This window comes from Pseudomonas sp. St29 (assembly GCF_001547915.1).
GTDB lineage: Bacteria > Pseudomonadota > Gammaproteobacteria > Pseudomonadales > Pseudomonadaceae > Aquipseudomonas.
The window spans coordinates 2,324,530-2,343,044 of sequence record NZ_AP014628.1 but is presented as its reverse complement, the minus strand read 5'-3'; the positions used below and the strand labels follow the sequence as shown (position 1 = coordinate 2,343,044).

General features: G+C 59.7%; 22 protein-coding genes. 7 read left to right on the top strand and 15 right to left on the bottom strand.

Features of this window, described 5'->3' with window-relative positions:
* Positions 1 to 30 precede the first annotated feature (30 nt).
* A complete protein-coding gene (gene infC / locus PST29_RS10710; protein ID WP_169893379.1) occupies positions 31 to 582 on the bottom strand; it encodes a translation initiation factor IF-3 in 552 nt (183 codons plus the stop codon).
* Positions 582 to 2,504 carry a threonine--tRNA ligase gene (gene thrS, locus PST29_RS10705; protein WP_060843014.1) on the bottom strand — a complete coding sequence of 641 codons (1,923 nt, stop codon included), beginning with the start codon at positions 2,502 to 2,504 and terminating at the stop codon, positions 582 to 584. Before thrS ends, infC begins: the two co-directional genes overlap by 1 nt.
* A 386-nt stretch (positions 2,505 to 2,890) precedes the next feature.
* Between thrS and PST29_RS10700 the strand changes: the two genes are divergently transcribed.
* On the top strand, positions 2,891 to 3,190 hold the full coding sequence (locus PST29_RS10700; protein WP_060838436.1) for a hypothetical protein: 300 nt from the start codon (positions 2,891 to 2,893) through the stop codon (positions 3,188 to 3,190).
* A gap of 292 nt (positions 3,191 to 3,482) precedes the next feature.
* Entirely contained in the window at positions 3,483 to 3,695 is a 213-nt protein-coding gene (locus PST29_RS10695; RefSeq protein WP_003179963.1) for a cold-shock protein, read from the top strand.
* A 66-nt stretch (positions 3,696 to 3,761) separates the two neighbouring features.
* Here the strand turns inward: PST29_RS10695 and PST29_RS10690 are convergent, their stop codons facing one another.
* Both PST29_RS10690 and PST29_RS10685 read right to left on the bottom strand, forming a co-directional pair.
* Entirely contained in the window at positions 3,762 to 4,073 is a 312-nt protein-coding gene (locus tag PST29_RS10690) for an I78 family peptidase inhibitor (RefSeq protein ID WP_060838435.1), read from the bottom strand.
* Between the two features lie 162 nt (positions 4,074 to 4,235).
* A complete protein-coding gene (locus tag PST29_RS10685; RefSeq protein ID WP_060838434.1) occupies positions 4,236 to 4,541 on the bottom strand; it encodes a hypothetical protein in 306 nt (101 codons plus the stop codon).
* Positions 4,542 to 4,705: 164 nt separating this feature from the next.
* Here PST29_RS10685 and PST29_RS10680 point away from each other — a divergent pair, with 164 nt between their 5' ends.
* A complete protein-coding gene (locus PST29_RS10680; RefSeq protein WP_060838433.1) occupies positions 4,706 to 4,918 on the top strand; it encodes a hypothetical protein in 213 nt (70 codons plus the stop codon).
* A gap of 31 nt (positions 4,919 to 4,949) precedes the next feature.
* On the opposite strand, the gene PST29_RS10675 is transcribed toward PST29_RS10680, so the two are convergent.
* The 8 genes from PST29_RS10675 to PST29_RS10640 form a co-directional block, all read right to left on the bottom strand.
* Positions 4,950 to 5,978 carry a nucleoside hydrolase gene (locus PST29_RS10675; protein ID WP_060838432.1) on the bottom strand — a complete coding sequence of 343 codons (1,029 nt, stop codon included), beginning with the start codon at positions 5,976 to 5,978 and terminating at the stop codon, positions 4,950 to 4,952.
* 31 nt (positions 5,979 to 6,009) lie between these two features.
* Entirely contained in the window at positions 6,010 to 6,414 is a 405-nt protein-coding gene (rbsD, locus tag PST29_RS10670; RefSeq protein ID WP_060838431.1) for a D-ribose pyranase, read from the bottom strand.
* Positions 6,411 to 7,328: a ribokinase gene (gene rbsK, locus PST29_RS10665; RefSeq protein WP_060838430.1), complete on the bottom strand. Its 918-nt coding sequence runs from the start codon at positions 7,326 to 7,328 to the stop codon at positions 6,411 to 6,413. The genes rbsD and rbsK overlap by 4 nt, the downstream gene beginning before the upstream one ends.
* Before the next feature lie 24 nt (positions 7,329 to 7,352).
* Positions 7,353 to 8,375 carry a LacI family DNA-binding transcriptional regulator gene (locus PST29_RS10660; protein ID WP_060838429.1) on the bottom strand — a complete coding sequence of 341 codons (1,023 nt, stop codon included), beginning with the start codon at positions 8,373 to 8,375 and terminating at the stop codon, positions 7,353 to 7,355.
* 3 nt (positions 8,376 to 8,378) lie between these two features.
* Positions 8,379 to 9,356: an ABC transporter permease gene (locus PST29_RS10655; RefSeq protein ID WP_060838428.1), complete on the bottom strand. Its 978-nt coding sequence runs from the start codon at positions 9,354 to 9,356 to the stop codon at positions 8,379 to 8,381.
* A complete protein-coding gene (locus PST29_RS10650) occupies positions 9,353 to 10,906 on the bottom strand; it encodes a sugar ABC transporter ATP-binding protein (RefSeq protein ID WP_060843013.1) in 1,554 nt (517 codons plus the stop codon). Before PST29_RS10650 ends, PST29_RS10655 begins: the two co-directional genes overlap by 4 nt.
* Before the next feature lie 57 nt (positions 10,907 to 10,963).
* Complete coding sequence (locus PST29_RS10645) at positions 10,964 to 11,920, bottom strand: sugar ABC transporter substrate-binding protein (protein WP_060838426.1); 957 nt, start codon at positions 11,918 to 11,920, stop codon at positions 10,964 to 10,966.
* Between the two features lie 272 nt (positions 11,921 to 12,192).
* Complete coding sequence (locus PST29_RS10640) at positions 12,193 to 12,645, bottom strand: hypothetical protein (protein WP_060843012.1); 453 nt, start codon at positions 12,643 to 12,645, stop codon at positions 12,193 to 12,195.
* A gap of 338 nt (positions 12,646 to 12,983) precedes the next feature.
* On the opposite strand from PST29_RS10640, the gene PST29_RS10635 reads away from it, so the two are divergent.
* The 3 genes from PST29_RS10635 to PST29_RS10625 all read left to right on the top strand — a co-directional run bounded on the left by PST29_RS10635 (position 12,984) and on the right by PST29_RS10625 (position 15,228).
* On the top strand, positions 12,984 to 14,072 hold the full coding sequence (locus PST29_RS10635; protein ID WP_047303134.1) for an asparaginase: 1,089 nt from the start codon (positions 12,984 to 12,986) through the stop codon (positions 14,070 to 14,072).
* A gap of 192 nt (positions 14,073 to 14,264) precedes the next feature.
* Positions 14,265 to 14,534, top strand: coding sequence for a DUF1654 domain-containing protein (locus PST29_RS10630; RefSeq protein ID WP_060838424.1), 270 nt, complete (start codon positions 14,265 to 14,267; stop codon positions 14,532 to 14,534).
* Between the two features lie 4 nt (positions 14,535 to 14,538).
* Complete coding sequence (locus PST29_RS10625; protein ID WP_016963688.1) at positions 14,539 to 15,228, top strand: endonuclease; 690 nt, start codon at positions 14,539 to 14,541, stop codon at positions 15,226 to 15,228.
* A 51-nt stretch (positions 15,229 to 15,279) separates the two neighbouring features.
* On the opposite strand, the gene PST29_RS10620 is transcribed toward PST29_RS10625, so the two are convergent.
* Positions 15,280 to 15,630: a hypothetical protein gene (locus PST29_RS10620; RefSeq protein WP_060838423.1), complete on the bottom strand. Its 351-nt coding sequence runs from the start codon at positions 15,628 to 15,630 to the stop codon at positions 15,280 to 15,282.
* Positions 15,631 to 15,894: 264 nt separating this feature from the next.
* Between PST29_RS10620 and csrA the strand changes: the two genes are divergently transcribed.
* Positions 15,895 to 16,089, top strand: a complete 195-nt coding sequence (gene csrA, locus PST29_RS10615; RefSeq protein WP_060838422.1) for a carbon storage regulator CsrA — start codon at positions 15,895 to 15,897, stop codon at positions 16,087 to 16,089.
* Positions 16,090 to 16,329: 240 nt separating this feature from the next.
* On the opposite strand, the gene PST29_RS10610 is transcribed toward csrA, so the two are convergent.
* Together PST29_RS10610 and PST29_RS10605 are read right to left on the bottom strand one after the other, a co-directional pair.
* Positions 16,330 to 16,770: a bleomycin resistance protein gene (locus tag PST29_RS10610; RefSeq protein ID WP_060843011.1), complete on the bottom strand. Its 441-nt coding sequence runs from the start codon at positions 16,768 to 16,770 to the stop codon at positions 16,330 to 16,332.
* Between the two features lie 272 nt (positions 16,771 to 17,042).
* Positions 17,043 to 18,509: a carbohydrate-binding protein gene (locus PST29_RS10605; protein WP_060843010.1), complete on the bottom strand. Its 1,467-nt coding sequence runs from the start codon at positions 18,507 to 18,509 to the stop codon at positions 17,043 to 17,045.
* Positions 18,510 to 18,515 lie beyond the last annotated feature (6 nt).

The window sequence follows — 18,515 nt, the reverse complement described above, 5'->3', positions numbered from 1 at the left end:
ATAATCAGAAGGCCTGCCGTGCCCTGTTGATTACTTCTTCTTTTTCGGGGCGATGACCATGATCAGCTGGCGTCCTTCCATCTTAGGATGCTGTTCGACCGAACCGTACTCTTGCAGGTCAGCTTCAACCCGCTTGAGGAGTTCCATCCCCAGCTCCTGGTGGGCCATCTCACGGCCGCGGAATCGCAAGGATACCTTGGCCCTGTCCCCGTCACTCAGGAAACGTACCAGGTTGCGCAGTTTTACCTGGTAATCCCCTTCCTCCGTCCCTGGACGAAACTTGATTTCTTTAACCTGAATCTGCTTCTGGTTCTTCTTCGCAGCGGCAATCTGCTTCTTCTTCTCGAAGATAGACTTGCCGTAATCCATCACCCGGCAAACAGGTGGGACTGCGTCGGCGGAAATTTCCACCAGATCCAGCTTGGCTTCTTCAGCTATACGAAGCGCTTCATCAATCGAGACGATGCCAATCTGCTCGCCGTCAGCGCCAATTAACCGAACCTCGCGTGCCGAGATATTCTCGTTGATCGGGGCTTTCGGTGCAGCTCGTTTATCTTGTCTCATATCACGCTTAATAATAATTACTCCGAATCTTGGCGACCACGCCGGGAAACCGCTTGTGCGAGGAACGCCGAGAATTGGTCCACAGGCATCGAGCCCAGGTCTTCACCTTCACGGGTACGCACAGCGACAGTCTGCATCTCGACCTCCCGATCTCCAATAACCAAGAGATAGGGAACCTTGAGCAAAGTATGCTCGCGGATTTTAAAGCCGATCTTTTCATTTCTCAAGTCGGACTTGGCACGAAATCCGCTTTGATTGAGTGTTTTTTCCACTTCGAGGGCAAAATCTGCCTGTTTATCAGTGATATTCATCACCACGGCCTGAATCGGAGCCAGCCACGCAGGGAACGCACCCTCGTAATGCTCAATCAGAATCCCGACAAAACGCTCGAAGGAACCGAGGATAGCCCGGTGCAACATCACCGGATGCTTGCGGCTATTGTCTTCGGAAACGTATTCAGCGCCCAAACGAATAGGCAGGTTGAAGTCAAGCTGCAAGGTACCGCACTGCCACACACGCCCCAAGCAGTCCTTCAACGAAAATTCGATTTTCGGACCGTAGAACGCACCCTCACCCGGTTGCAGATCGTACGGCAAGCCTGCGCTATCCAAAGCGGCAGCCAAGGCATTTTCGGCGCGATCCCACAAGTCATCGGAACCCACGCGTTTTTCAGGACGAGTGGAGAGCTTCATTTCGATGTCTTTAAAGCCGAAGTCGGCATAGACATCCATGGTCAGCTTGATGAAAGCAGCAGACTCGGCCTGCATCTGATCTTCGGTACAGAAGATGTGCGCATCGTCCTGAGTGAAGCCCCGCACGCGCATGATGCCGTGCAACGCACCTGACGGCTCGTTACGGTGGCAGGCTCCGAATTCGGCCAGGCGCATCGGCAGCTCGCGGTAGCTCTTCAACCCCTGATTGAACACCTGCACATGGCAGGGGCAGTTCATTGGCTTGATCGCGTAGTCGCGGCTTTCCGACTCGGTGGTGAACATGTTCTCGGAATAGTTGGCCCAGTGTCCGGACTTTTCCCAAAGGCTACGATCGACCACTTGGGGCGTCTTGATTTCCAGGTAGCCGTTTTCACGCTGCACCTTGCGCATGTACTGCTCAAGCACCTGGTACAGAGTCCAGCCATTGGGATGCCAGAACACCATGCCCGGCGCTTCTTCCTGGGTATGGAACAGGCCCAGGCGCTTACCGATCTTGCGATGGTCGCGCTTCTCGGCCTCCTCGATACGCTGGATGTAGGCGGCGAGCTGCTTCTTGTCCGCCCAGGCGGTACCGTAGACCCGCTGCAACTGCTCGTTCTTGGCATCACCACGCCAGTAGGCGCCCGAAAGCTTGGTCAGCTTGAAGGATTTCAGGAAGCGCGTGTTCGGCACGTGCGGGCCGCGGCACATGTCGACATATTCTTCGTGATAGTACAGGCCCATTGCCTGCTCATTCGGCATGTCCTCCACCAGGCGCAACTTGTAGTCTTCGCCGCGGGATTTGAACACTTCGATGACTTCGGCTCGCGGCGTAACCTTCTTGATCACGTCGTAGTCTTTCTCGATCAACTGCTGCATGCGCTGCTCGATGGCAGCCATGTCCTCAGGAGTGAAAGGCCGTTCGTAAGCGATGTCGTAATAGAAGCCTTCATCGATGACCGGACCGATGACCATCTTGGCAGTCGGGTACAACTGCTTGACCGCATGCCCCACCAAGTGAGCGCAAGAGTGGCGAATGATCTCCAGCCCCTCTTCGTCCTTTGGCGTGATGATTTGCAGGGTTGCATCGCTGTCGATCACATCACAGGCGTCGACGAGCTTGCCGTTGACCTTGCCGGCCAAGGTGGCCTTGGCCAAACCGGCACCGATGGATGCGGCGACCTCAGCTACGGAAACCGGGTGATCGAATGAACGTTGACTGCCGTCGGGAAGAGTAATAGTGGGCATGGCGCCTCCTCTCCTAGTGGTGACCCCTACCAAAGGTCACGTGGGTTGGGATGAGCCAGTACGCGATTCAGTCCAGCCGTTCTGTAACAAACGCCTGCCTCACAGTGGCAAGAGCCTTGCGGCCAACCGGGAAACCGAACCAGAGTGACTGGGGTTCACATCAAAAATTAATGAGGCATAGACTGCGAGGGAAGTGAGATACCCAAAGCTTGAAAACACCCAAGCCGGGCATGCTAGCACAGATAAATCCCAGCATCGCGCGGCATGTTTCACGCCAGCCACTTTCCAGCCTTTTGTCGGCAGGAAAGTGAACTTGCGATGTACGCCGAGCCTCAAATACATCGAGAATCGTCGTCCTAGCCATCGACCTCAGGAGAACCCGCCCCATGCGCCTCAACCAACTGCTCGCCCTCGCCGCCCCGCTTGCCCTGCTTCTGCCGTTGAGCGCCCAGGCTGCCTGGCCTGCCGGAGCTCGCGCCGACTACATGAAGGACTGCACCGCCGCAGCCAGCCAAAACATCGATGCCAAAAGCGCCGAGAAGCACTGCGCCTGCGGTGCAGACAAGCTGAATGAAAAATTCACCACGGAAGAAATCAAGGAGCTGATGAGCAAAACCAAGCAACCCAGCGCAGAACTCAGAACCCGAGCGCTGGACGCCATCGCCGCGTGCCGAGTGGTCAAATAACTCGCACGCGCCGGAAATAGGCCGTGTCCCGACTATTCAACGAGCTTGAAACGCGGCTTTTTTCACAATTTACACAGCTTTTACGGGTTTTTTTATCACCATTTGTTTTCCGCAAAAGCCGCTTAAACCGCGGCCTGCAGCCAACTTGGAGAGCAAAATACAGCGGCACACCAGGCAAAGAACTCCTACAGGGGGCTCCCAAGTCGAACATTTCGACTATGATAGCTCGGTGTGCCCAGTTGGCCTGAGCAGCACAGTACTACTGAAAATATATGTTTCTTGGAGATACACCATGTCTAATCGCCAAACCGGCACCGTAAAATGGTTCAACGATGAAAAAGGCTTCGGCTTCATCACTCCTCAAGGTGGCGGTGACGACCTGTTCGTACACTTCAAAGCTATTGAAAGCGACGGTTTCAAAAGCCTGAAAGAAGGCCAAACCGTTTCCTTCGTGGCTGAGAAAGGCCAAAAGGGTATGCAAGCTGCACAAGTTCGTCCTGAGTAATTTCTCAGCGAGCTAAAAAAACCCCGTACATGTGACGGGGTTTTTTGTGGGCGGGTAAAAAGCTACTCAGCCACAATTGACCCGATTCACCACCAGGCTAGCGTCCGTGTTGAGGTTCAAGCGGTCGGAGCGGTATTCCAGCGTGATCATGTCGTTCGGCTTGAGGAAGCGCGCATATTGCGCCCCAGAACGACTGCGAGCCTGCTCCAGCAGCTCTGGAGAAGCCTTCTTACCGATGGCGAATTCGGCAGCCGATGCTTCACAACGCGTGTGCCCGGACTCAGAGGCCACAGGTTCCTTTGTCGACCCGGCGGTGCTGCATCCACTGAGGACAACGGCGGCCAACAAGGTTCCGAATGAAGCGAGCTTCCAAGGCATGAAGCCTCCTTTTCAAAATTAAGCAGAGTTCGTGCGACAGTCGATTTCACGTTTGGTTTCAAAAACCAATGGCCTTTTGCCCTGCCCCACGGCTGGCGGACAAGTCTGCCTCAGCCATCGCCCCACTTTCACAGGACAATCGTCACTGAATATGAACGGCACTCAATAGATGTCGATATAGTCAAACGCCGGCTTCGGCCAGTTCTGCTTGAGCGCATTGAAGATCTGCATCACCCAGACCTCATCGCTGGCCGCCACGTTGCCGACATAACCGGATCCCGCCGCCCAGGTTTCCAGGCGAAACAATAGGCCCTCGATCTCGGCACCACCCACTACCCCCGAAGAGATGTAAGCAATTCCGCCCTTGGTGACACGCAACTGGGTATGCACGCTGTCACTGGCCGAAGCCAGAAGCTGACGCACCGCCTCCAGGGTCAGGGCATCAGGCTGGTTCAAATCGATTTGCACGGTGGCTTCCTTGAGCGCAGGAAAAGCGCCAGTGTCGCACAGCACCTGCCTGATGCCTAAGTCGCAGTGCCAAACACCCGGCAACATGCTTAACTCTGCGCCGTAGCAAACACCAGCCCAGGTCCGGACCTGAGGCCCGCCTTATCCGAATTCGTGAGACCTTCATGGCAACCGTGAGTATTGACGCCGACATCAAAGCCAAATGGCCCCAGGGCCAGTGCTCCTATAGCCCGGGAAGCCCGGAAGAGTTGGCAATCATTGGCATAGATCTGCTGGTCAAGGAGCTGGGAACCCAGTCCGCCCGTGCATTCATCGCGCAGGTATTCGAGAAGTACCCTGCCGACCACCTGGGCGCCCAGGCCCCGGAACGGGAATAGAGCCCCGCAGGTCACGCCTGCGGGGCGCGACTTACTTGAGACGGGCCAGACGCTCGGTGAGCAGATCGAAGAAGCCCTGAGCATCGCCATTCTCAACCCAGAACACGTTCTTTTCCTGCTTCAGGCCGTCGTACCAGTCGACGATGGTCTGGCCGAAGGTCGGCCCTTCGCGACTGTCGATGACCATGTTGGCCTGGCGCCCGGTGAACAACTCGGGTTTCAGGAGGTAGGCGATCACGGTAGCGTCATGCACCGGGCCACCTGGAATCCCGTAGTGCTCCATATCCCCCTTGACGTACTCGTTGAGGATATCCCCCACCACTTTGCTGGCATTGTTGTTCAGGGCCGCGATTTTCTGCAGCCGCGCATCACTGGTCAGCACCTTGTGAGTCACATCCAGGGGCAGGTAGGTCAACTTGACGCCACTCTTGAGCACCACTTCAGCGGCCTGCGGGTCGGCGAACAGGTTGAACTCGGCCACCGGCGTGATGTTGCCGCCGTTGAAATGCGCACCGCCCATGACCACCACTTCCTTGATGCCCTGGGTGATGTCCGGAGCCTGGATCAGCGCCAGCGCCAGATTGGTCTGCGGACCGAGCATGGCGATGGTGATGCTGTGAGGCTTGGCCGCGCGCAGGGTGTCGATCAGGTAGTTGACCGCATTGCCCTTGGCCAGCGGCGCCTTGGGCTCGTGCACGGTCACCCCGGAGATGCCCTCCTTGCCGTGGATATTCTCGGCGTAGATCGGCGTGCGCAGCAGCGGCTTGGGCGCTCCTGCATAGACCGGCACTTCATCACGCCCCGCCCACTCACGAGCCAGTCGGGCATTGCGCGAGGTCTTGTCCAGGCGCACGTTGCCCGCCACCGTGGTCAAGGCACGGATGTGCAGCTCTTCGGGCGAAGCCAGGGCGAACAGCAGCGCCACCACATCGTCGGCCCCCGGATCGGTATCGATGATCAGATCGATTTTTTCCGCCGCCTGAGCGCCGGTAGCAGTGAGCAGAGACAAAAGCAGCAGACTCCGGAACCAGTGATTGAATAGCTGAGCATAGCGGTGCATGGCGCACTCCTTGTGCAGGGTATGAAAAGGCCTAGAAGGTCACCCCGGCAACCAGGGCGATGTTGCAATAGGGCTGGCACTCTCCCGTGCGGACCACCGCCCGGGCCTGTCGACAGAGCACCTTGAAATCCTCATGACTGAGCAGTTTGCGCGCCCCCAGCTGGCCACCGAGGTTCAGCTCATCGAGCCCCGACAGAGGCTGCGGCCGCTTGAGCAGAATCTCCTCGGCCAGCACATGACTCTCCACCTGCATCTCACTGAGCAGCACCTTCAGCGTGCCGAGAAAATCGGGAACGCCATGGGTCAGGGCCAGGTCGATCAACTCGACGCCCGGAGGGACGGGTAAACCGGCATCACCGATCACCACGATGTCGCCGTGCCCCAGGGAGGCGATCAAGCGTGACAGGGCAATGTTGAGCAAAGGGGTCTTTTTCATGAGGGAACAAACGCCTGAACGTCGGACAGCGTGGGAATGGAAGGTTGTGCGCCAGCCCGGGTCACCGACAACGCCGCGGCGGCCTGACCAAAGCGGATCGCTTCGACCTCGCTCTTGCCGGCAGCCAGGGCCGCGGCAAAACCACCGACAAAGGTATCCCCCGCGGCCGTGGTGTCGACGGCCTTGACCTTGGGTGCCGGGAAATACTCACAGCTGCGGCCATCGGCAAACAGCGCGCCCTGCGCGCCCAAGGTAATGATGACCTTGCCGGCGCCGGCGGCGATCAAGCGCCCGGCCGCCGCCTCGGCGCTCTCCAGGGAGTCCACGGTCACCCCGCTGAGTGCCGAGGCTTCGCTTTCATTGGGAATCAGGTAATCGATCGAGCCATACCACTGGCCCGGAAGCGGCGCGCTGGCCGGCGCCGGATTGAGAATCACTGTCTTGCCCAGCTCGCGCCCGCGCTTGAGCGTGTAGCCCACCGTCGCCATGGGCACTTCCAACTGACAGATGATCACCTCGGCCTCCTGCAGCACCCGATCGAATCCTGCGACCTTCTCGGGACTGAGCAGACCATTGCCGCCAGCGACAATGACAATGGCGTTCTGACTGCTGTCATCGACCACGATCAGGGCCACGCCGCTGGAGCCCTCGACCACGCTGACGGCCTGGCAATCGATCTGCTCGGCGAGCAAGGCGCCACGCAGTTGCTCGCCATAGGCGTCATCGCCGACACAGCCGACCATCGAGACCTGCGCCCCGAGCCGGGCCGCGGCCACCGCCTGATTGGCCCCCTTGCCACCGGACACCGTGGCGAAGGACTTGCCAATCAGCGTCTCGCCCCCACGGGGCAGGCGCTCGGCCCGGGTAACCAGGTCCATATTGAGGCTTCCCACTACCACTACTTTTGCTGGCATACATCGATACTCAATCATTTGGGTTCAGCGGTATTCGGCAAAAGCGCCGCCAAGCGGCGCCGTCGATTCCCGCAAGACAATATTCGGCGTCACGATGCGCTGGTCGACCGGCAACTCCCGCGAGGCGATCCGGCGCAGCAGCAACTCTGCCGCGGTCTCGCCCAACTGCAGGATCGACTGGCCGACCGTGGTCAGCGCCGGGTAGACATAGCGACTCATGAGAATGTCGTCGAAGCCAATCACCGAGAGCTGGCCGGGCACGCGGATATTGCGCTCCGCAGCCGCCCGCAACACACCGATACCCATCATGTCGTTGCCGGCGAAGATCGCGCTGGGCCGGTTCGGGCTATCGAGCAGTTGCGCCGCCGCGAGATAACCGCCAGTGCTGCTGAAATCACTCTCCAGAAGGCGCGAGGCAGGGACTGCAACCCCCGCCTCGCCCAACGCCTGATGAAAACCCGCCAGACGCAACTGCGCCACGCTGGTCTGGGCCGGCCCGCCAATGCAGGCAATGTCACGATGCCCCAGGTCCAACAGGTGCCGGGTTGCCAGGTAGGCACCGTATTGGTGATCGATGCGCACCAGGTCGGCATCCACGCCCTCCAGCCCGCGGTCGACAATCACCATCGGCGTGCGCACCCCGGCCAGGCCCTGGGCCAGGCCGCTGTCGCCTCCGGCGGAGGTCACGATCAAGCCGTCGATGCGTTTTTCCAGCAACACCCGCAGGTAGTTGCGCTGCTTCTCCGGGTTGTCGTCGGAGTTGCAGAGAATCACGCAATAACCGTTGCGCTCGCAGTAGTCCTCGATCCCCCGCGCCAGCTCGGCGAAGTACGGGTTGAGGCTGTTGGGCACCAACAGGCCGATGGTCGCCGTGGTCTTGGCCTTGAGGGAGCGGGCCACCGCACTGGGCACGTAGTCCAGGCGCTTGATCGCCGCCTCGACCTTGACCCGTACCTCTTCACTGACCGGGCGCGTCTTGTTCAGTACATGGGACACCGTGGTGTAGGAAATCCCCGCCAGCGCCGCCACATCCTTGATTGTTGCCATGAATCAAACCCGCCGATTGGCGCGCTGGCTGCGATAGGTGTCCAGCACCACGGCAATCACGATGACTGCACCGGTGATGATGCGCTTGGTCGGTTCGGATGCGCCGATTTGCGCCAGGCCTGCAGCCAGCACGGAAATAATCAAGACGCCGAAGAAGGTGCTGATCACCGAACCGCGTCCGCCCATCAGGCTGGTGCCGCCGATCACCACCGCGGCGATGACCTGCAACTCCAGACCGGAGCCCGCATTCGGATCCGCCGCTTCCAGGCGAGAAATTTGAAACAGTGCGGCGATGCCCGCCAACAATCCCATCAGACTGAACACCAGAATCTTGTAGGGCTTGGGGTTGATCCCCGCCAGGCGCACCGCCTCTTCGTTGGTACCGATGCCGATCAGGTAGCGGCCGAACACCGTGCGCGTCAGCACCGCCTGGGCCAGAAAGATAATCAGCAGGGCAATGATAAACGACGGCGAAATGCCGAAGGCAATCGGATTCGACAGCCAGGCAAAGGCGTCGCCGATATAGGCCGTGCGCGAGCCGGTCATCTGGTAGGCCACGCCCCGGGCCATTTCCAGCACGCCCAGGGAAACGATGAACGACGGAATGCGCCAGGCCACGGTGATCGATCCGGTGACGGTTCCCGCCAGCGCCGCACACGCCATGCCCAGCAACGCCGCAGGCACCACGCTCCATCCCCAGCCGAGGATCGCCACACTGACCGTCGAGGCGGCCAGGGCCAGCACCGAGCCGACGGACAAATCGATGCCGCCGATGATCAGAACAAAGGTCATGCCCACCGCCAGCACCATCAGATCGGGAATCTGGTTGGCCAGGGTGCTGAAAGTGTCATAGGAGAGGAAGTGGCTGCTGAGCAGGGAGAACAGGACGATCATCCCCAACAAGGCCCCCGCCAGCCCCAGGTAAGTGCCGAGGCCGTAGTAATGGCCGCCTCGCTTGCCGCTTGCAGGTGCAGTTTTCATGGTGCATTCCTAGGCGCCGCTTCATTGAGCAGCGCATCTCGTTTCTGATAGCCGGCAAAAGCGGCGGCAAGCAATTCGTCCTGGGTCCAGCTGTCACGCTCGAAGGTGTCGATCAGACGTCCCGCAGACAGCACGCCGATCCGGTCGCAGATCAGCATCAACTCGCGCAAGTCGCTGGACACCACCACCAGAGCCTTGCCCTGGCGGGTCAACTCGCCCAACAAACCGTAGATATCGAACTTGGCTCCGACATCGATGCCGCGTGTGGGCTCGTCGAACAGCAGCACCGAACAGTCACGCTCCAGCCAACGACCGATCACCACTTTCTGCTGGTTGCCACCGGACAGTTCGCTGACGGGTTGCGCCGGGCTGGAACTGCGGATACGCATCGCGTCGATCTGCCGCTGGGCCAGCTGTTCCTCGTCCTGGCCACTGACCAGGCCGCGGCGGGAAATGGCCGGCATGTTGCCCAGGGCGATGTTGGCGCTGATCGACTGGGTCAGCAGCAGGCCTTCACCCTTGCGATCCTCGGTAATCAGGGCGATACCGTTGGCCACGGCATCCACCGGCGAGCGAATGCTCACGGGCCGCGCCGGGGTCCCCAGGGCGATGCTGCCGCTGTCGGCCAGGTCGGCGCCGAAGATCAGGCGCAGCAGCTCGGTACGCCCTGCCCCGATCAGCCCGGAAATGCCGAAGATCTCGCCACTGCGCACCTCAAACGACACATCGCGGACCTTGTCCGAACGGCAGAGGTTGCTCACGGTCAGCGCCGGAGCGCCGATCTTGCGCTCGCCCAGATCGATATGCTCGCCCAGCTCGCGCCCCACCATCAGGTTCACCAGCTGTTCGCTGTTGTAGTTGGCCATGGGTTCGACACAGACCAGGCAACCATCGCGCAATACGGCAATGCGCTGGGCGACCCGGGCCAGCTCTTCCAGGCGATGGGAGATATAGATGATCGATACGCCCCGGGCCTGCAGACGAGCGATCTGCTCAAAAAGCATCTCCACCTCGCGAGCCGTGAGCATGGCCGTGGGCTCATCGAGAATCAGCACATGGCAGTCGCCGATCAGGTTGCGCGCAATCTCCACCATTTGCTGGTGACCGATGCCCAACTCACCCACCAGGGTGTCGGGATCGATGGCGTCCAGGCCGACCTGGGCCATGGCCTCGATCGCCGCCTTGCGCAGTTGCTTGCGGCTGATCCAGCCGCCGTTACTGGGCAGGTTGTCGAGAAACAGGTTTTCGGCCACCGACAGGGTTGGCAGCAAGTTGAGCTCCTGCATGACCATGCGGATACCCAGGTCCTCGGCCTGGGTGCGGCTCGCGGGGCGATAGTCCTGCCCGTTGAACTGCATGTGCCCGGTGGTCGGACTGACCAGACCACCGATAATCTTCGACAGGGTGCTCTTGCCGGCACCGTTTTCCCCGGTCAGGGCCAGCACCTCCCCGCGCAGCAGCGTCAGGTCGATGCCGGTCAATACCGGTTGTGCATAGGTCTTGCCGATACCGCTGACCGAAAGGACAGCGTTCGCAGCGGAAACTGACATAGGAAACTCTCCATGCGCTCACCCTTGAGGGTGAGCGCCGTTGTGCCGTCGCAACGACTACTTGGTGACCAGCTCAACCGGAGTTTCGATCACGCCATTGGCACCGCTGTCGACCTTCTCGCCCTTGAGGATCTTCAACGCCGTCTCGATACCGAACACCGCCTGCTTGGCGGCGAACTGATCGGCAGTGGCCAGGACCCGGCCATCCTTGAGCATCGGCTTGATGGCGTTGATATTGTCGTAGCCCACCACCTGGACCTTGCCCGCCTTGCCGGCGGCCCGCACAGCGGATACGGCCCCTACCGCCATGCTGTCGTTGCCGGCCAGCAATGCCTTGAGATTCGGATACTCGCTGAGCATGGCCGAGGCGACGCGGTTACCGGCGTCTATCTCCCAATCGCCCGATTGCAGCGACACCACCTTGATCTGCGCGGCCTCCATTGCGTCCTTGAAGCCGGCGGTGCGCTGTTGCGCGTTGGTGGTGGTGGAGACGCCTTCGATGATGCCCACTTCATCCCCGGCCTTGAGTTGCTTGGCCAGGTACTCGCCCACCAGGCGTGCGCCCTTGCGGTTGTCGGGCCCGACGAATGGCACGCTGAGGTTCTTGCTCTTGAGCACCCCGGGATCGAGCTGGTTATCGATGTTGATCACCGTGATCCCGGCGTCCACCGCCTTCTTGATCACCGGCACCATCGCCTTGGAGTCGGCGGGCGCGATCACCAGGGCGTTGACCTTGGAAACAATCATCTGCTCGACGATACGGATCTGGTTGGCGGTATCGGTTTCGTCCTTGATGCCGTTGGACACCAGGTCGAAATCGCCGGAGTGCTCTTTCTGATAAGCCTTGGCTCCGTCTTCCATGGTCAGGAAGAACTCGTTGGCCAGGGATTTCATGACCAGGGCGACCTTGGGTTTCTGAGGGGTGTCGGCCAGAGCCGAAGAGAGAGGAAGGGCGGCGGATGCAGCGGCCAGAACGGCGACAGCGAGTAGACGTCCAGCAAAGGGCAGCTTCATGGGTTCACTCCGATCTTATGATTATTGTGAGCAGCGTTCGCCCGGCGGGGCCACCAGGTTTCCAGCGGCGCTGGCCGGCGCCATGCCGCGGAAAGATAGACGATCATCGCTTCCCGAGCACCGCGCAAACGTTTGCGTAAAACGAACTATGCGAACCTCGCCAGAGTTTGTCAACGCTGTTCAAAGTGCGATCAGAGAGAGTGAGCAGCCATCCGCAGCCGGCCGCTTGGAGAGAAACCTGCCCGGGAAATGCGCCCGGACAGGCTGATGGTTCAGGCGGTGGTATTCACCAGGCCACCGGAGGAGGACGACTCCTTGGCCAACTCCCGCACCAGGTTGCCCGAGACCTCTGCCAGGGCACCGTTGGTTTCGGCGATCTGCCCTTGAATGGCCATGACTGTCGTCTGCTTGGCCTCGGGGGTTGGGTAGTTGGCGGCCTGGGCGGCAGCCAGCTGCTGTTGCTGCTCCCGAAGTTGCTGCTGCAATTCCTGCATGCGCTTGAGCAGCATCTTGACCACGATGCTGTGGTTGTCTTCGCTTGCGCCTTCGCTTTCAGACTGTTCGGCCTGCTTGCTGGAACCGACCCGCAAAGCGCCCGACTCGTCGGTGCCCAGCGCGCTAGACGCCTGCTCGGCGGTGGCGTCGCTCAATGCATCGATGGTTGCGGGGGTCTTACCATTGATCAGAATGGCTCCTGCCCCTGGAAATCCGACTGACAGTGACATGGGAACTCCTGGTGAAAAATCCTAGAAGGATCATCGACCGCCGCAGAACATTCTTTAATGAAAGTGCAAGAAGCCGCGCCAGGACCGGCGACGAGCACTTTCGGATTGCCGAACACGGTGCTGCACAAATGTTCGGAAACCCGGACGCCGCTTGACTCAACGCGACCATAAACAGAAATAAAATTGATATAAATCAGTAACTTAAAATACTTATCCGACCAAGGTAGTGCTGGTACAGATCCTGCTCAACCCTCGCTGCCTCGGCGCAAACAGATCTGCCGCCGTGGTGTTTCTAGATGAACCTGCATCAGCACCGTCTCACTACTAGAGAGAAAATAATGAAATCTGCCTTCAAATCCTTCGCCCCGGGCGCTTTGGCCCTCCTCCTGCTTCTGCCTGCCGCCCTGCAGGCCAAAGAAGCTGAAACCCAGCAGAAACTCGCCAACGTCGTGGTCCTCGCCACCGGCGGCACTATCGCCGGTGCCGGCGCCAGCGCAGCCAACAGCGCCACCTATCAGGCGGCCAAGGTCGGCATCGAGCAACTGATCGCCGGCATCCCGGAATTGAACCAGCTGGCCAACGTGCGTGGCGAGCAGGTCATGCAGATCGCCTCGGAAAGCATCACCAACGAAAACCTGCTGCAACTGGGTCGCCGCGTTGCCGAACTGGCCGACAGCAAGGACGTTGATGGCATCGTCATCACCCACGGCACCGACACCCTGGAAGAAACCGCCTACTTCCTCAACCTGGTGGAAAAGACCGACAAGCCAATCGTAGTGGTCGGCTCCATGCGCCCAGGCACCGCGATGTCGGCCGACGGCATGCTCAACCTGTACAACGCCGTCGCCGTCGCCGGTAGCAAGAATGCTCGTGGCAAAGGCGTACTGGTGACCATGAACGACGAAATCCAGTCCGGTCGCGATGTCAGCAAGATGATCAACATCAAGACTGAAGCCTTCAAGAGCCCATGGGGCCCGCTGGGCATGGTGGTGGAAGGCAAATCCTACTGGTTCCGCCTGCCGGCCAAGCGCCACACCATGGATTCGGAATTCGACATCAAGAACATCAAGAGCCTGCCTGACGTAGAAATCGCCTACGGCTACGGCAACGTCAGCGACACCGCCTACAAGGCCCTGGCCCAGGGCGGCGCCAAAGCCATCATCCACGCCGGCACCGGCAATGGCTCGGTGTCTTCCCGTGTGGTCCCTGCCCTGCAGGAACTGCGCAAGAACGGCGTACAGATCATTCGTTCTTCCCACGTCAATGCCGGTGGTTTCGTGCTGCGCAACGCCGAACAGCCTGACGACAAGTACGACTGGGTCGTGGCTCATGACCTGAACCCGCAGAAAGCCCGCATCCTGGCCATGGTCGCCCTGACCAAGACTCAGGACAGCAAGGAACTGCAACGCATGTTCTGGGAATACTGACAGAACCCCGCTCGACCGGCCCCGGTCGAGCGGTTTTGCAACCACTCGCCCGCCCGGGCGGGTGGTCCCGATACCGCCTCCTTCCTCCCAGTAAAAATATCTGCTCGCCTCGTGAGACAAATGCGTAAAGCGTTGTCAGAGGAACTTCTTGAATTTTAAGCAGTTGCGAAATGTCTTACAGTTAAATACTGTATGCACGTACAGCTTAATAAGGAATGTTCCGTGGCCAACACTCAAACACCCCTCAGCTCCTACGAACGCCTGGGTGTACGCATCCAGAAAATCATCAACTCCCCCACCGCACAGAAAGCCAAGGCCGCGCTGATCTTCCGCCTCGCCGACGAACCTCAGGACGAGTGGGAGCGCCTGCTGGAAGAAATCGCCGAAAACGACAACGTCACCCTCGCCTATCGCGACGATGGCGGCGTGCAGATTTTCTGGGTTGTGCCGAAGGAAGACTGAGTCAATGAGTGTTCGTTGTTTTGCCCTGCTGTTGCTGTTTCTCGCCTGTACCGCCCAAGCCGATGCGCCCCGTACCTTCAGCGAAGCCAAGAAAGTCGCCTGGAAGCTCTATGCCCCCCAATCCACCGAGTTCTATTGCGGCTGCAAGTACACCGGCAATCGGGTGAACCTGGCGGCCTGCGGCTATGTACCGCGCAAGAACGCCAAGCGCGCCGAACGCATCGAATGGGAACACATAGTGCCGGCCTGGCAGATCGGCCATCAGCGTCAGTGCTGGCAGCAAGGCGGACGCAAGAATTGCACGCGCACCGATGCGGTCTATCAGCGCGCCGAAGCCGACCTGCACAACCTGGTACCGAGCATTGGCGAAGTGAATGGCGACCGCAGCAACTTCAGCTTCGGCTGGCTGCCGGAGCAATCGGGCCAGTACGGTTCGTGCCTGACCCAGGTCGACTTCAAGGCCAAGAAGGTCATGCCACGACCGTCGATTCGCGGCATGATCGCCCGCACCTACTTCTACATGAGCAAGCAGTACGGCCTGCGCCTGTCGAAGCAGGACCGACAGCTCTTCGAAGCCTGGAACAAGACCTACCCGGTGCAAGACTGGGAACGCCAGCGCAATCAGAGCGTGGCCTGCGTCATGGGGCGCGGCAATGAATTCGTCGGCGCGGTCAACCTCAAGGCCTGTGGCTGAAAGCAGATCGCCCGCTGAACGCGGGCGATCCTGGATCCTGTGCAAACAGGTTTATTGCGCGGCTTGATGCTCGATGACAGTGACGTCGATATCGCGCTTCTTGGCCTTGACCAGCTTTTCAATCACTTCATTCTTCTTGGCCTCGGCTTCGGCCTGGGAAGCAAACGGGCCGACCACCACCAGGCGCTTGCCCTCAACGGTCACCACGTTGGAAATGATCCCGTGCTCGATCAGCCAGCCGGTCAGATCGCTTACCGCCTGAGGCAACTCGCTGCCCACCAGCACATCCCACTGCGGTGCACTGGAGGCCTGAACCGGTTGGACCTGCGCTGCCGCGGTCTTGTTCGCTTCGACCCGTTTGCCTTCGCCGCATCCGGCCAAGGCCAACACCGCCATCATCATCGCTACTGTGCGCACAACCCACCCCTAGAAAGTCTGAGGCGGCGATTTTAGCACTCCAGCCACGAGAGACCTCGTCACAAAATCAGGCCGAAACAGGAAGAATGATATTTATTGCCTCTGTATAGTTGCGCCTTGGGAATTAATAGATCGTCTGCGCGTCAGAAAGAGGCACCCACTCAGTGGAACTTCGCACTAATCTATACCTAAGACCGACCTCTGCACTGTTTGAATCTGGTGCCCTACAAAGCTATCAAGGAGAAGATCATGCTGATACTCACCCGCAAAGTCGGTGAAAGCATAAACATCGGTGACGACATTACGATCACCATTCTCGGCGTCAGCGGCCAACAGGTCCGCATCGGAATCAACGCGCCAAAAAATGTCGCGGTACACCGTGAAGAAATCTATCAACGCATTCAGGCCGGACTCACTGCCCCGGACAAGCGCGAAACCCCTTGAACACAATCAGCACCCGCTCCTCGCCTGCACCCCAAGGCTGGTGTGGCGCGTGCCTTGTTCAACCCGAGCTTCTCCCACAGAACCTTCGCCTGTCCTCAATGGATAGCGGCTACAGCAGATTCCCGCGCACCGGATGTTCGTCACCCACTGACTAACGCCCCTTTCTGGCATCCCATCCTACCGCTGCCTCCCGGCACGCGGCGCCGCAGCAATGCAGGCGTCGCCCCCCGGGCACAGCGGTCAGGCGCCTGCTGACGGCTCCGCCGGCTTGAACCCCAAGTCCTCGGTAAACCGCAGCAGGTAGCCATCAGGATCCTGCACCAGCAGATTCAATTCACCATGCAGCAACTCATCATGGCGATACCAGCATTCCTGTATGTCCCTGCGCAAGGCGATACCGGCCTGCTTCAGCGACGCCGCCAGCTGGCGAATATCCGGGCACTCGATGGACAGGTTCATGCCGCGACCAAAGGGTGCCTGCAAGGGACCTACCCGCCACTCCGACTCCTCCCGATCATCCTGTTCCAGCATCAATTGCCCGCCGTTGAATGAAAGAAAGGCAAAGAAATGTTCGGGACGCTGATACTCCACCTTGAAACCCAGGGTATCGCGGTAAAAAGACAGACTGCGCTCCAGATGACTGACCAGCATTTCCGGAACCAGGTTATTCATTTGAAACATCGCGGGCTTTCCTTGCTCATGTAATCGAGCCGCGAGCCTACTACCAAGCCAAGCCCAAAAGCAGCATCGCTTACCAATGATTACAACTGAGCCAAGCTCACGCGGGGCAACAGACCGGCGGCGATGACCCGCACCAGCGTCTGCACAGGCGTGATACCAACCAACGAGGCAACCCGAGCAGCCCCGGAAAAACCCAAAAAGCGGCCCGCATTCGGATCGACAACATCCGCGCGGACCGCCCCATCATGCCCTCAGGCACTGACCTCTAGATCTCAAGCATGACGCTCCAGCAGCACCTTGCTCCACAGCGTGAATGCCACGGAAGGCGTCCACCCCGGGTTGGAGGTGTGCTCCTGAAGGCAGAGATAGCGATTGCCCTCATAAGTCACGCCCTCCTCCCTCCTATAGCGCTGGCTGGTACGCCACTCGGGAAAGCTCGGGTCGACCACGCCTCCCGCGGTCCTGACACTCAGGCTGCGACTGGGCAAGGATTCCCGGCCCTGGGTGTCTGTGGCCGTGACGAAGTAGCTGTACTGAGTATCCGCATTCAGCCCCTTGTCCTCATAGGCCGCAGTCGCGGTCTTGCCCACCGCATTGCCATCGCGGTACAGGGTATAGAACTCCACCGGTCGCCGGCCGCCGGAAGCCCCCCAACTCAAGCTGACACTGCTGCGAGTGGTCCCCTGCACCAGCAGATTGCCCGGCGCCCCGGGCCTCTCCGGCTCGCCGCCATCGCCATGGATCAACGGCGCATAACGGTTGCGGAACTCCCAGTCGTAATGCACGCCCTGCCGATTGATTCCGGCATCCCAGTTCACCGACCAGGTCATCAAGCCCTTGATGGCGTGCCCACTCTCCTGCAAACGCTTGAACGCATTGTTCAACGCCGCAGGCTCGATGACATAACCGGTGGCTGCCGCATCGACGTTGCTCGGCAAACCGATCACCAGCTTGTCCGCGACAATCCGGGTGTAGCCACGGGTACCCGAGGCCAGGCTGTCGGTCAGGTAGAACAGAAAGTCCTCCTTCATTGCGTCGTTGTTCTGGGCGATCCACGCCCCCTGCCCGCCATTGGCCTCCTGTACCCAGAGCCCATCGCCCCCCTGGTTGTAATACTGCGGCGCGACAAAGTCGTAGTAGCCCTCCAGGGCCTGCAGGTACGCCACGTATTTGCCATTGCTGGTCAGGTACGGAAACTCGGGCGCCATGCTGATGATGAAGTGCTTGCCCTGGCCGGCGTAATGATCCTTCACCAGCTTCAGCGCGGCCGGCAACACGCTCTTGTTGTCAGCGAAGTCGATAGCGCTCTGCTCCAGATCGATATCCAGGCCATCGAAACCGTAAGTCTCGACCAGGCGGATGATCTCGCTGGCCAGGGGTTGCTCGTTGCCCTTGTGCAATTCGATATGCGCATCGGCACCGCCCAGGGAGATCAGCACAGCCCGCCCCTGGCTGTTGAGCACGCCCACCTGACGCCGGAACTCTTCATCCGTCAGGTTGTAAGGCTTGAACGTAGGAATGCCGTGCCCCTTCATGAAGGCTACCGCCACCACGTTATATTCCTTGGGCACATCCAACAGATTGAGATTGGCAAACTGTCCCTGCTGGTAACCGTCAGCGGGACCGGCGGCCCAGTTGTGCCAGAAGCCCATGAGGATCTTCTTGCCGGCAATGCTCGGCATCAGGGATGCGGCATCCGCGGGCTGACTCTTGATCGATGTGAAGTCGATTTTATTCATGTTCTA